14 protein-coding genes are annotated in these 13,293 nt (G+C 49.1%); 5 read left to right on the top strand and 9 right to left on the bottom strand.

Annotation, left to right across the window (positions count from 1 at the left end):
- Positions 1–181: 181 nt before the first annotated feature.
- Positions 182–679, top strand: coding sequence for a cation:proton antiporter regulatory subunit (locus EDM59_RS14580; protein WP_092266199.1), 498 nt, complete (start codon positions 182–184; stop codon positions 677–679).
- 1 nt (position 680) lies between these two features.
- The gene (locus tag EDM59_RS14575; protein WP_122924268.1) at positions 681–1,910 is read left to right on the top strand and encodes a cation:proton antiporter; all 1,230 of its coding nucleotides are present in this window, start codon (positions 681–683) and stop codon (positions 1,908–1,910) included.
- Positions 1,911–1,978: 68 nt separating this feature from the next.
- Here the strand turns inward: EDM59_RS14575 and EDM59_RS14570 are convergent, their stop codons facing one another.
- From EDM59_RS14570 to EDM59_RS14560, 3 genes are all read right to left on the bottom strand, one after another.
- Positions 1,979–2,368 carry a DUF302 domain-containing protein gene (locus EDM59_RS14570; protein WP_122924267.1) on the bottom strand — a complete coding sequence of 130 codons (390 nt, stop codon included), beginning with the start codon at positions 2,366–2,368 and terminating at the stop codon, positions 1,979–1,981.
- Positions 2,369–2,445: 77 nt separating this feature from the next.
- Positions 2,446–2,979, bottom strand: coding sequence for a peroxiredoxin family protein (locus EDM59_RS14565; RefSeq protein WP_122924266.1), 534 nt, complete (start codon positions 2,977–2,979; stop codon positions 2,446–2,448).
- Positions 2,966–3,664 carry a prolipoprotein diacylglyceryl transferase gene (locus EDM59_RS14560; protein ID WP_122924265.1) on the bottom strand — a complete coding sequence of 233 codons (699 nt, stop codon included), beginning with the start codon at positions 3,662–3,664 and terminating at the stop codon, positions 2,966–2,968. Before EDM59_RS14560 ends, EDM59_RS14565 begins: the two co-directional genes overlap by 14 nt.
- Before the next feature lie 241 nt (positions 3,665–3,905).
- Between EDM59_RS14560 and EDM59_RS14555 the strand changes: the two genes are divergently transcribed.
- Complete coding sequence (locus tag EDM59_RS14555; RefSeq protein ID WP_122924264.1) at positions 3,906–4,352, top strand: aminoacyl-tRNA deacylase; 447 nt, start codon at positions 3,906–3,908, stop codon at positions 4,350–4,352.
- A gap of 65 nt (positions 4,353–4,417) precedes the next feature.
- Here EDM59_RS14555 and EDM59_RS14550 read toward each other — a convergent pair whose 3' ends face one another.
- Positions 4,418–5,356: an iron-hydroxamate ABC transporter substrate-binding protein gene (locus EDM59_RS14550; RefSeq protein ID WP_122924263.1), complete on the bottom strand. Its 939-nt coding sequence runs from the start codon at positions 5,354–5,356 to the stop codon at positions 4,418–4,420.
- Positions 5,357–5,727: 371 nt separating this feature from the next.
- Positions 5,728–6,615: a YitT family protein gene (locus EDM59_RS14545; RefSeq protein WP_122924262.1), complete on the bottom strand. Its 888-nt coding sequence runs from the start codon at positions 6,613–6,615 to the stop codon at positions 5,728–5,730.
- 210 nt (positions 6,616–6,825) lie between these two features.
- On the opposite strand from EDM59_RS14545, the gene EDM59_RS14540 reads away from it, so the two are divergent.
- Positions 6,826–7,275 (top strand): SRPBCC domain-containing protein, encoded by a 450-nt coding sequence (locus tag EDM59_RS14540; RefSeq protein ID WP_246011055.1) that lies wholly within the window; start codon positions 6,826–6,828, stop codon positions 7,273–7,275.
- The gene (locus tag EDM59_RS14535; protein ID WP_246011054.1) at positions 7,265–7,714 is read left to right on the top strand and encodes a DUF1697 domain-containing protein; all 450 of its coding nucleotides are present in this window, start codon (positions 7,265–7,267) and stop codon (positions 7,712–7,714) included. The genes EDM59_RS14540 and EDM59_RS14535 overlap by 11 nt, the downstream gene beginning before the upstream one ends.
- Before the next feature lie 52 nt (positions 7,715–7,766).
- On the opposite strand, the gene EDM59_RS14530 is transcribed toward EDM59_RS14535, so the two are convergent.
- The 4 genes from EDM59_RS14530 to EDM59_RS14515 form a co-directional block, all read right to left on the bottom strand.
- Positions 7,767–8,108 carry a zinc ribbon domain-containing protein YjdM gene (locus EDM59_RS14530; protein WP_122924261.1) on the bottom strand — a complete coding sequence of 114 codons (342 nt, stop codon included), beginning with the start codon at positions 8,106–8,108 and terminating at the stop codon, positions 7,767–7,769.
- 190 nt (positions 8,109–8,298) lie between these two features.
- Positions 8,299–10,467 (bottom strand): PAS domain-containing sensor histidine kinase, encoded by a 2,169-nt coding sequence (locus EDM59_RS14525; RefSeq protein ID WP_183192921.1) that lies wholly within the window; start codon positions 10,465–10,467, stop codon positions 8,299–8,301.
- Positions 10,468–10,612: 145 nt separating this feature from the next.
- A complete protein-coding gene (locus EDM59_RS14520; protein WP_122924259.1) occupies positions 10,613–11,731 on the bottom strand; it encodes an S-methyl thiohydantoin desulfurase family protein in 1,119 nt (372 codons plus the stop codon).
- Positions 11,732–11,776: 45 nt separating this feature from the next.
- The gene (locus EDM59_RS14515) at positions 11,777–13,114 is read right to left on the bottom strand and encodes an MFS transporter (RefSeq protein ID WP_122924258.1); all 1,338 of its coding nucleotides are present in this window, start codon (positions 13,112–13,114) and stop codon (positions 11,777–11,779) included.
- Between the last annotated feature and the right edge of the window lie 179 nt (positions 13,115–13,293).

Here is a 13,293-nt window from a genome sequence, read left to right as displayed (position 1 = left end):
TTTATTATATAAATGTTTCATTTTGAAGCTTTTTTGTCGTCATTAGTATATAATTATATTGTAATATGTTTGTCGACAAGTAAATCGCGGAAAAGGGGGACATTACTAAAATATCACTGGAATGGCGATCATTCCAAATCTTATTTGCTTGTAGACAGTAGATGGCCAAAGGAGGTTGCGCATGTTTTCAATCAGAGAGTCAGATTTGCCGGGTATCGGGCGGAAATACCAAGTAGAAACAAGAGGTGGCGACAAGCTCGTCATTATCATTCACGATGACGGACGCCGAGAGCTTTTTCACTTTGACAAGGACGATCCGGATGAGACTATTTCCATGGTGACCCTCGACGACGATGAAGCGAGGCAAATCGCGGCCATAGTAGGCGGTCTGACGTATAAGCCGTCTGCGCTGGAAACCGTTGAAGTCGCTCTGGATAAACTCGTCATCGAATGGTACAAACTAGAACCCGGAGCGCGTTGCATGGGAAAAACGATCGGCGAAATGAACATCCGTCAGGAAACGGGTGCCACCATCATCGCGATTATCGAAAAAGACCACCGTCAAACCATCAATCCAGGTCCAGAGTATGTTCTCCAGGCAGGGGCCACCTTGGTCGTAGCTGGCGAGCGGAAGCAGGTGAAAGCGCTAAAATCTACATTTAGCACAGGGGGTGAGTGATTTGGAGCACATTGTCTTTGAAGTCGGTCTCGCTCTCGCTTTAATTGCGTTGGCCGGCTTCCTCTCCGTCAAATTAAAATTCTCCATTGTTCCTTTTTACATTCTCGTGGGAATGGTCGTGGGCCCGCACGCTCCCGACATCGGCTTGTTTGACCTACGTTTTATTCAAAGCGCACCACTCATTGAATTCATGGGCCGTGTCGGTGTACTCTTCCTGTTGTTTTATCTGGGACTTGAGTTTTCTGTAGGCCGTTTGATCAAAGCCGGCCGTTCCATCGCAGTCGGCGGTACCATCTACATCGTCATCAACTTTACCCTGGGCCTTTTGTTTGGTTGGGTCGCAGGCTTCCCTTTGAAAGAAATCCTCATTATCGCTGGAATCACTACGATCTCCTCCAGCGCCATCGTGGCGAAAGTCCTGGTGGATCTCAAACGTACAGCAAATCGCGAAACAGAGATGATCTTGGGGATCATCATGTTCGAAGACATATTTTTGGCCGTGTACATCTCCATCGTGTCCGGTCTCGTCTTGAGCGGAGCCACCTCTCTCATGGGTGTTCTCAGTTCCGCCCTGATTGCCCTCGGTTATATGCTGCTCCTCATCATCGTGGGGCGCAAGCTCGTTCCCTTCCTCAATCGTGCCTTGAATATCAAATCAAATGAAGTGTTTATGATCACTGTTTTTGCCGCTCTGTTCCTGATTGCGGGCTTTTCCGAGACCATCCATGTGGCGGAAGCGATCGGTGCCTTGTTGGTCGGCCTCATCCTGGCAGAAACGCAGCACATGAAACGTATCGAGCATATGATTTTGCCTTTCCGTGACTTCTTCGGAGCGATGTTCTTCTTCAGCTTCGGTCTGACCATCGATCCGCTGTCACTAGGAGGCGCTGTGTGGCTCTCGATCGGTGCCGTCATTGTCACCATCATCGGGAATGTCGCAGCAGGTATGCTCGCCGGGAAAAGTGCTGGTTTGAACGCCAAGGCTTCTACCAACATCGGACTTACCATCGTCTCTCGCGGTGAATTTTCTATCATCATGGCCAATCTGGGAAAAGCCGGGGCACTCATGGAAATTCTCCAGCCGTTTGCAGCGCTTTACGTGCTCATTCTCGCGATTCTAGGTCCGCTATTGACCAAGGAGTCCAAGAAAATTTACGGTTTGCTTAGCAAGATTCTTCCCGTAGACAAAGCCGTTCCAGCCAAACAGACAGATAACAATCCAAATACCTGATCTGCGCGTGAACCGCGCAAAGAACCGACAGCTCCCTTCTGGCTGTCGGTTCCTTTTTCACCGGGCACTCACTTTGCCGCTTCGATCACGCGAATCAAGGTTTGTTCGATTTCCTCGGCTTTTTCACTCAACTCAGAGCTGTTGAGAAACCCGAGCAGGGCAGTAGGTCTGGGCAACCCAATGCGCACGTGGCTTTGGTCGGCATAGACCACGATCTTGCACGGCAGAAAGTATCCGACCAGCTCGTTGTGGCCGAGGACCTTGGCTGCTTCATGCGGATTGCAAACCTCCAGTATGTGAAAAGGTCTCGTGTAATCCTCGATCCCTTTCTCTCTCAGCTTTTGCGTCAAATCCAGCTGCCACAAGATGCTGAAATGTTCCGCTTTCAGCTGTGCATCCAATGCTCCGATAACGTCCTCAACCGACTTGTTGGAAGTAACCGTGTAATGAAATTCCATGTTCCTCATCCCCTCCCTGGTAGTATGCGGGGAAAAACAAGGCTTTATGCTGGCGTACATGCGGCTGCAGCGTGTGCCTACTCGAGGGACGAGATCATTTTCTCCATCTTTTCCTGATCCATCGGCCCAATGAATTTCTCCCGGATGACACCTCTGGAATCGATGATGTAGCTCGTCGGTATCGATATCGCCTGAAACTGGCTTCCTACCTCTTTGTCGACGTCCAAAAGAACAGGGAAGGTCATGCCGTACGTTTTGACAAAAGCGGCTACGTTCTCTACGCTGGTTTCCGTTGCTGTCAGATTGACCCCGAGGATGGCGACGCCGTTGTCTTTATTAGCTTCGTAAAAGGCCTGCATGTCTGGTATTTCCGCCCGGCACGGCGGGCACCAGGTGGCCCACAGATTGACAATCACCTTTTTCCCGCGCAAATCGGACAGTCTGATCGCTTCCCCTTCTGCTGTCATCAGAGAAAAATCAGGAGCCAGATTCCCGCGCTGGGTACCGACTGTTTGCGAGGTCTCTTGTTCAGGAGCAGCCTCTTGTGTAAACCACCCCCAGCCTAGCAAAGCTGCGAGTGCGATCAGAGCAAACCCGCTATTCCTTTTCATGCGTTGCACCTCCTGTTTGTCGCGCTCGACTGACCAAAAACCAGGCTAGCACTGCGAATAAATAGTAGAGCCACTGTGTTTTCGACAGTCCTGCAAACAGAAGGGAACGCTGCTGAGAAAAGAAGCCCACGTATACCTGACTGATTCCAAACCACATCAACAGACTCAGCCAGGGTACTGCACTCGTGAGTGTCTCCCATTTGCGGATGACGAGCAGCAAAAAGACGACGCCAATCGCCGCTTGCTGGACATCGTACCACCCGTTCTGGCCGTCCACAGCCCATGAAAGTAAAAAAAATGCTGCCCAGGTCGTCCACCCGCTCAGCGCAAGAGACGCAGCGAATGCCGGTGCAGGTATCCCTCTTTTGCGTACGGTCACTACCAAATAGACGATGACAGCCAGCAAAGCCAGCCAAAATCCCCGGTCTCCCCCTGAGAAGTAGAGGATCGATGCGGGCTGTGCCATCGCTTTTGATGGGTAGAGAAGGATGTAACTGAATTTCCAGACCACAAACCCTAAGAGGATACTGCTGCTCATCACTTCCCAGATGGTCTTTTTGAAGACTCTCTCCTCTCGCAGACGCAAGTGAACGGCAGCAAATGCCAACAGGATCGAGATCGCGATGATCAGCATGCTCATTTTGACCAAGAACGGTCCGAGCTGTATGACGTCAGGTAAGTTCATATGGTGGTTCCTCCTCCATTGCCCTTCCATTGAACAGCAAGCTTAGCTCATCCTAGCATAATTCTCCAGCCCTCAGCACCTACCTTCTGCGAGGATACAGGAAGCTGGCGCTTGCGTCTGTGGGCAAAGTCGAGACAGAGTACAGCACTCCCTGACTCAGCTTCGTCTACGAAGTGAAGTGCTGCCCGGATTGTTTTGTGCTATTTTAGATAGAAAATGCCAATGATGGGGGAGCTTGTTTATGACTGCGCTGCTGACTCTCTTGAAAAGCAAAGACGTCTCTTTTGAAATGATTACTCACCCTCAAACCATCCGCTCGGCTCAGGAAGGCGCCGATTATTTTGGTATCGAGATCGGGCAAACCGCCCCCCATCTGGTGCTGGAAACGGAAAACGGCTACGTCTCGGCCATCCTGTCGGGAGACCGCGGGCGTCTGGATTTCCAGGCAGTCGCAGCGATCCTCGGCTGTCAGGAAGTGAAGCTCGCCTCTCCTAAAAAAGTGGAGGAAATCACGGGCTTTCGCATTGGCACGGTTCCCTTGGTAGGTCTTTCTCTTCCTTGCCTATTTGATCGCAGTCTCTTTCGCTATCCGGTGGTTTACGGAGGAACTGGCGAAGCTCAATCGACATTAAAGATCGCGCCTGCTGCTGTGGAAGCATGCAATCAAGTAGTCGGTTACCTGGATTGATGAATGCGGGGCAAAAGAAAAAACGCAGCTGCAGCGGCTGCGTTTTCGTGATTTCGGCGATTTGATCATGCTTTGCCGAGGAATCCTTCTTTAAAGATTTTCAGCAAGTACTCGAGTGTAGTAGGATCGCTGTATGTGGATGCCTCTGTGTCGATTTCAATGATGTGCTTTTGGCTGACGGCAGGGATGTTCTTCCACGTATCCGACTTGAGGAAAGCATTCTCTTCACCCGTTGGTTTGCTCAAGATGATGTAATCTCCAGCAAATTGAGGGATCACTTCCACTGACATCATGTAATACCCGGGGCCAAGCGCTTCCTTTTTCACTGCGTCCGGCATGTTCAAGCCCATCGCCTGATACAATACCTCTGTTCCCCGCGCCCAGTTGTTTCCAAATACATAAAAGCTCTTCGCATCGTACTCAAAGACCGAGACAGTCGCTTTTTCACCGATCTTGGCTTTGATCTCTTCACCTGTTTCCTTGGCGCGCTTCGTAAAATCATCGATCCAGGCCTTGGCTTCTGCTTCCTTGTTCAATACTTTCCCGATCTCCAGCTGCTGAGCCAAATAATCGAGCTTGCCCCATGTGTACACAATCGTCGGCGCAATTTTGCTCATCTTATCCAAATTTTTCATGGTGGAGCCAGCGATGATGAGGTCGGGCTTCAACTCGATGATTTTCTCCAGGTCTTCATCGGATACAGTTTCTACCTCGGTCAATTTGTCCTTGAAAAGAGGATTCTTCTTGGTCCACTCATCTACCCCTACCAGCTTGCCGTCGAGAGACAGAATGTTCGGAGCGTTGGTCAGGCCGATAATACGCTGTGGATCGGCCGGTATCTCAATAGGGCCATTTTCCGACTGATAGGTCATGGTTCCCGTTTTCGTTTCGGTTTTCGTTTCATTGCCTGCAGCAGCATTCTCCTGTGGGGCAGGTGCTTCTTTTCCGCATGCACTCAACACCATCGTCAGGATGAGCAGTACAGGTAGTAGCATTTTTCTCATGGTTGACTTCCCCTTTTATGTAAATGATAGTGCCTTTTCTTCAACGCGCTTCTTCCCTACGATGTGCCTCCCTTATGTATGGAAAAGTCCATTGTCTACACTTATTCTCGATATTGATAATCATTATCAAAAATGAGCATACCAAACGGCTTTCTGCCTGTCAATTGTTTCGTTCATTGGCTTTGCGCCCAGCAATGATCCGAAGCTCTTGCCCTGGAAATCACCCTCCCCCTATTCACTGAGATCATGGGAAAGAGTATGCAGCATCTTTTGCAACGAAAATAAACTTCTGCCCCTACACAAAAAGGCTGCCGGATCGCTCCAGCAGCCTCTGATGCACATGATATCGAATAGGGGGTTATCCATTTGCGCTAATGAATATCTTTCTTCTTAAAACGTCCACCATGCACAGAGGATACATCTGTTGCGATCGTAAAGGCTTGCGGGTCCAATTCGCGGATGATATCTTTCAGCTTGGTTTCCTCTAATCGGGTAAAAACACATAAAATGACGCGTTTATCTTCCCCGCTGTAAGAACCTTCACCGTGTAAATAAGTGACCCCGCGACCCAGGCGCTCTGTGATAGCATCTGCAATCTCAGTCGTATTGTCACTTATGATGTACACGGATTTCATATCGTCCAAGCCTTTTACGACAATATCAATCGTTTTAAAGGCAACATAATAAGTGATCATCGAGAATAACGCATTTTCCAAAGAGAACACGAAGGCTGCGATCGCGAAAATAATCACGTTCACAAACATGATGATCTCGCCAACAGAGAACGGCAGACGCTTCTCCACCAAAATCGCCAGCGTTTCTGTTCCATCCAAGACCCCGCCATTGCGGATCGTCAAGCCTACACCTATTCCTAAAATGACGCCACCGAAAACTACGGCCAGCAATTCATTTTCGACTGCCGGTTTGACATGGTGCATAAAGGAAGTAGCAACGGAAAGCGCTACGATACCATACAACATGCTGATCGCAAAGGTTTTTCCGATTTGCTTATATCCCAGGAAAAAGAAGGGCAAGTTTAAAATAACCAAGAACAAGCTCAGATTGATCGTCGTGACATGGCTCAAGATCATGGACAAGCCTGTGACCCCGCCGTCAATGATATTGTTCGGGATGAGCACAGCTTCCAGGCCGTACGCCATAATGACGGCACCAATGGTAATAAAGATCGCCCTTTTAATAATATTTCGGATGGTTAATCGTCTATGATTCGCCTTCTTTTTTTCTTCCGATGTGTTCATTCATTTCTCCTCCTGTTTTTCAGTCTCTCTATCCTCGATCTATTTTACCACATTCAAACCATGGATATATTTCCCAGTACCTAACGCATGTGAATCTATGCCCATTCTCTTCTACGCTTGTCGCGTTTTTACAAGACTTGCTACTGTATTTCCTATATGATGGAAAATGATTACAAAAACTGTCTGGCTAATGGAAAGGGAGGTCTACTTGTGGAACTCACGTATGTCACTTATATTGGCGCTAAACCGGAGGAAGTATGGAATGCCCTCCTATCGCCAGAAGGAACCAAAGCGATCTTTTTCGGATCTGTCTTGCAATCTACCTTTGAGATTGGCGCTCCCTATGCGTATGTAGGTCCTGGAGCAGACGGCGAAGAGACGGTTCACGTCTACGGCAACATTCTTGCCTTTGAACCCTACCGTTTTATGAGCTATACCGAGCATCCTGGTCCTTCTTACAATGAGAGACATGCCGAGCTTGAAACGAGGATCTCTTTGACCCTCGAAACGGTAGGCAGCTGCACGCGTCTCACTCTGGTGAACGATCAGTGGCCGGCTGATCATCCTTCCTACGAGCGGACAAAGGACAGCTGGCATTACATCATCAGCAGCATCAAAACCTATGTAGAAACCGGAAAGGCCCTCGATTTTGGCTGGTAATCATCAAATCTACGTCGCCCTGCTGCGAGGAATCAACGTAGGCGGCAAAAACAAGATAAAGATGGCAGAGCTGCGGTCAGCGCTTGAAAATATCGGTCTACGCCGTGTCAAAACGTACATCCAGAGCGGGAATGTTCTCTTTGAATCCTCCGATGCGGAAGCCACGGTCCGGCAGCGCATCGAGCAGGAAATTGCAGCGGTGTTTGGAATGACGCTGCCTGAGCCGCCTCTCCCCTTTGGCATCGAGAAGCTGGCGACAGCCAACAACGAGGATGATGCGTACGAAATAGTCGGACGAGATGTATATCTCTTGTTCCGTCGCAGTGTCCGCGACGCCAAGCTCTCTGTCAATCTGCAAAAGCTCGGCAAACCTGTCACGGTACGCAACTGGAATACGCTGAGCAAGCTCGTGGAAATGGCTAAGGAGCTGCGTGAATAACGAAAAAGGAGGCGGCCTGCGCATGATGCAAGGCTGCCTCCTTTTTCGCACGCTATACCTTTTTCACAAACTCCGATTTCAGCTTCATCGCGCCGAAGCCATCGATTTTGCAATCAATGTCATGGTCGCCCTCCACCAAACGGATGTTTTTCACGCGCGTTCCTATTTTCAAAACGGAGGAGCTTCCCTTTACCTTCAGGTCCTTGATGACCGTCACGGTGTCCCCGTCGTTTAGGACATTCCCATTCGCATCTTTCACGATCTTCTTTTCTTCCGTGCTATCGGCACCTGCTTCTTTGGACCATTCATGGCTGCATTCCGGGCAGACCAGATTGGCTCCATCCTCGTACGTGTATTCGGAGTTGCATTTTGGACAGTTTGGCAAAGTTGACATGAATTCACATTCTCCCTTGGTCTTTTCAATTATGGTAGGGCATTTGCGCAAATATAGCAAATGACATTAGAAAACTTGGCTCCGCCGAGCTTTGTGGCGGAGCCTTAGTGGCACTTATCCTGGCTAAGAATCTTATAAATTCTTACTGTAAAACAAAGACGCCTGATAGCTAGACGCCCGTTCCCTCCTGCTAGCAGCGAAGTTTTGCCGATGCTTCAACGGCTCCCTTTATGACGGGCAGACGAATTTCCAGCGTCGTTCCTTTGTTCCACTCGCTCTCAATATGGACTTCCCCGGAATGGTTTTCGATGATTTTTTTACTCACCATAAAGCCTAGACCGGTCCCTTTTTCTTTTGTGGTGTGGAACGGCTGTCCCATTTTGCTGAGGAATTCTTTCGGTATTCCTGTTCCTTCGTCGATGAAGCGCACCATGATTTTCTCATCGTCTGTTTGCTTGATTTGAATGATGAGCTTCCCGCCCTTTTGCATCGCTTCAATCGCATTTTTCATAAAGTTGATAAAGACCTGTTTCATTTGATTCTCATCACAGTAGGCGACGGGTACCCCTTGTTGAAATTCCGTCACGATCTCTACGTTGTTCATGATTGCCTGGGTGTGCAAAAGAGTGATCGTCTGCATCATGATTAACCGAATATCTCTCGGCTCCACCTTGCTTGGATGCGGCTTTGCAAGAACGAGAAGCTCTGTAAGGATTTGTTCAATCCGTTCACATTCCGATGACATGATGTTGAAATATTCCTCTTTGTCTCCAAAGCCCGACTTCATCAAATAAATGAAGCCTTTGATAACCGTGATGGGATTTCTGATTTCATGGGCGATTCCGGCTGCCAATTGACCCGCCACCGTTAATTTTTCTGAATTTTGCAGCATGAATTGAGATTTTTTCCACTCCGTAATATCCCTGAGAATGACGGACCAGCCATCCATCTTGCCCTCTGCATCATACACGGGGAATTTGGAGAACGCGACATCCAGTATCGCGCCATCTTTCCGGTAACGAACGGTCTCCAATCCTAAAATCGGTGTCTGCTGATCCTTCTCTACTGCCCGTCTCTCTTCTGCAAGGATCTCAGGAGGAATAAAAGGCAAATCATACAAATGGACGCCGAGGATCTCCTCTTTTGTCCAGCCAAACGTGTTTTCAAAAGCGATATTGACTTGTACCACTTCTTTGTCCAGATTGAAAATCAAAATGCTGTCCACATTGTTTTCCATGAAGGACTCGAGCTGCTTCGTTTTGGCCTTCAAGGTTTCCTCGGCTATTTTTCTGGACGAGATATCCCGGCAAATTCCTGTAAGCCCAATTACATTGCCATCGAAGTCAAGAATGGGAGAGAGAGTGGCACTGACATGGATCAGACTGCCATCTCTTCGCTCCCGTATCGTTTCTAATCCCATAAATGAAGTACCTGTCTTGACTCGTTCATGCAGCTTTTGAATGCTGTCTTTTAGAAAATCGGGGATGATGGGCAGCTTCTTGCCGATCACGCTGTCGGCAGACCAGCCAAACATCGTTTCAAAGGCAGGATTTATTTCCAGCACCCTCTCTTCCAGATCGATGACCCATATCGCATCTGCGTTATTGCGGACGAAGGATTCCAGTCTTTCTTTTGTCTTCCGCAGCTCGTCCTGCTCCAAATACCGATCCGTAATATCCTTCGCGACTCCATAGACCCCGACGACTTCATCATTGACGATGATCGGCATATTGGTCACATCCACATACACAAAAGAGCCGTTTTTATGGACCGCTTTCGTTTGGTATCTTTGTGTGATTCCGCTTGCCGCTTTTTGGTAGTACGCAATGGTTTGCTCCACGTCTTCTGCAGATACAAACGGGATAAACGATTGCTGTAAAAATTCCTCTTCACTGTACCCTAGAAGCTGTTTCATGGCAGGATTGACCGTCAAATACTTCCCTTCCAGATCAAAGGAAAAAACAGCATCCGGGTTTTGTTCAAACAGCGACTTGTAGTGCTGCTCTTTATGGCAAAGCACGATTCTTTGATGCGTAATGTCTTGGAAGAACACGCTAAGTCCCGTTACGGACGGATACACCCTCACATCAAACCACTTTTTCAGCGGAGGGAAAAATGCATCGAACATGACCGAGGTTTGTTCGCGAATGGCTCGATGATACTGATCATAAAATGCTAACTCTACGGCCTCCGGGAACTCCTCCCATATATTCCTGCCTACCAGATCATCCCGATCGCGAAAGAGTAAACGAGTAGCTTCTGAGTTCACGTATGTAAAACTCCATTTTTCGTCTACTGCAAAAAAACCATCCGTAATTCTATCTAATATTTCATAGGCATTATCGATAGGATTACTCATTGGCATCCTCTCTTTACATGGTTATATGATTAGAATGATCATTTTCAATTTTTTATGAAAACCACCTTATTATAACATGATTTTCCATGATGTTATACGAAAAGGGCCTGCACAAGCTTGTGCAGACCTGCATGAAAAGCCCTGTTTATTTGGCAGAAACTACTTTCTCTTGTAAAGCGTCGTATGCCTCTCGCTCCATCCCGATATACGCCGGCCCAAAGATGGACAGCCCTTTTTCGGTTTCCCAAGCAGCCGGTGCGGGGAACGTCACAACGTCTACGATCATTCCTGCCTGACAAGACGGATTGAGGATGGGCTCCCCTGTTGTGTGATCGAGGATGGTCAGCAGCTCTGGAATGATCGAGAGAATTTCCTCGCCTCGCCTTGCGATCATAAATTCATTTCGGAACCAGACCGTTAGCGGCTCACTGCCGTCCTTTTCGATCGGCGCAATCGTGACCTCGCCCTCGATGAAGCCTCCGACATCCTCCCACGTCGCTTCGCTTATGACCCCGTGAAAGAGGTGGGATCCGTTCCCTGCCGCTGCGATTGCGTAGGCAGGAATACTCCCCACTGCCCTCGACAGCCTCCGCGCTCTTCCTACCTTTTCTGCCTGTGATAAAGTTCCGGGGATGACAGACTCTCTCAGTCTTTTCCCTTCTACAGGATGGTCGCATACACCAGCCAAATTTCCAGATGTGGCAGCAAAAGCGCGGGCAATCTGTTCTGCTCGGTCATGATTGACGGCGTGCTGGACGATCAAGGTGTCCCCAAAACGATTGGCAAGGGCAAAAGGAGAAATCGATACATCGTAAATATGGAACGTGGTGTGAGCAAGATCAGGTACTGCCCGTCCCGCCGGATCTGCATCAATCAACGGAACACCCAAATGAATCGCCGTCTCGATCGCGCAGGCTGTATTTCCACCGAGCTCCGTCGCGATCACTGCCTTGAGCTCTTTTCCTAAATAGTCCTGCAACGCTCTCGCCGCGAGTGTAGCTACTTCATCGGGAAGAACCGGCAATCCCTCCAAGCGTTTTCTCACTTCCTCAGGTGGAGGAGCTACAGAGCCCACATAATAAGGGGACGCAACCAACCAGTCGTCCTCGACTTGATCCAGTGAAATAATCGAAACGGCTTTCCCGTTCGCATACAGCTTGCGGACCAGCTCCAGTCCCTCTGAGAGGCTCCCTCCTCCCCCCGTTCCAAAAATGCACGCTCCATAAAGCAAATCTTCTACTTCCTGCAAGGTTAACTTTCGCAAAGGCTAGTGCTCCCTTCTCCTGATTCTAGCTGTCCGAACCTACGCTTATTCCAAGATGTGACCTTCCGTTTCGGGTATGAACAGAATGATCAGAAGTGTAATCACCATGAACACCTGAATGAAGGATACAGTCGTGTTGAAAGCCCATCCCCAGCCAATGACCATCCCGATCAAGGATGGCGCCAAAGTATTCGCCCAGCGCTGCGCTCCAGCACCGAAGCTGTAGCCCGGGACTCGTCCACTCGTCGGATAGATTTCACCAAACCATGTATTCCAGACTCCCCACGCTCCCAAGCTGAAAAAGGCGAGAGCGAAGTTGTAGATATAAAGCTGAACCATGTCACCTGCATAGGCGAAGCCAAAGCCGCTTGCTACGGCCAGCGCAACGAAAGCCACCATGACCTTTTTCCGGCCGTATTTGGATGTCAGCCACGCTGCTACCATGTAGCTTGGGATCTGGAAGAGCGTCGACAAAGCGAGGAACGTCAAGCTCTGTGACATCGACAAGCCCTTTTGCGCCAGCAGCGTTGGAATCCATGTATAAAGTCCCCAATACCCGAACGCAAAGGCAAAGTTAACGACGGTCTGAAAAGCGGTCAGCTTGCGAAAACGTTTGGAGAAAATCGTAAAGTAGTTCCCTTTTTCAATCGGCTCCACCCACAGCTGCTCGTGCTCACCCACAACCATTTTGCCTTGGCTGAGGTAGCGGATCGCTTCTTTGGCTTCCGCTTGTCTTCCTTTGCTAGCAAGCCAGTAAGGAGATTCCGGAATCTTGCGCAGCATAAACGCCCACAAGCCTACAAAAGAGCTCAGGATGATGACGCCACGCCAGCCCCACAGCAGTCCGCCTCCTTGCATAAATAAGGCAGTCACTCCCAGAGCCAGCAGCATTCCGAGCGGCCAGCCTGCCGATAGATAGACGACGCCCTTTCCCCTCTGCTTGACTGGGAGCATTTCTTCAAAATAGGGATAGCCGGAGATCATGACTCCCCCCAGTGCGATCCCTGCCACGAGCCGAACGGTATACAGCATCAGAAAGCTGGTGGAGAATGGTGTCAGCAAAGAAATGACACTAAAGCTGATCAAACTGTACATGAGTGTCTTTCTTCGCCCGACCCTGTCCGCTACGATCGCCCAGATATACGTTCCCGGGATCATTCCCAGATAGATAGACCCGATCAATGAGCCTTCCTGCAGCGGCGTCAACTGGAAGTCTGCGGCGATAGAGCTGCTCAGAAAGATAATCAGCATCATCTCCCACGCTTCAATCACGGAAACGATAAACAAGACAAACCCTACAAATAAGTGCATCTTCGTAAACGGCATTCGCTCGAACAATTCGCCTACTTTTACCAGGTGCTTCTTTTCCTTGGAGACTTCCATACGCTTCGCTCCCCTTTTTGTAAAAACGCCTTGACGTTTTTGCTAAACGACCTTTTTGCTTTGGCTCCCGTTCATGTTCCTTTTAATATTCACCAAAAATTCCGCATATTTCACAGAAGCATCCGGTAATGGTCGCGTCCTATCCTCGTTCCCATCCATTGCGTCCTCCAGAGAGGGTT

It is taken from the genome of Brevibacillus nitrificans (assembly GCF_003710965.1).
Lineage (GTDB): Bacteria > Bacillota > Bacilli > Brevibacillales > Brevibacillaceae > Brevibacillus > Brevibacillus centrosporus.
Note: the sequence above shows the minus strand (reverse complement) of the source record. Positions and strands in the feature narration are given on the sequence as shown.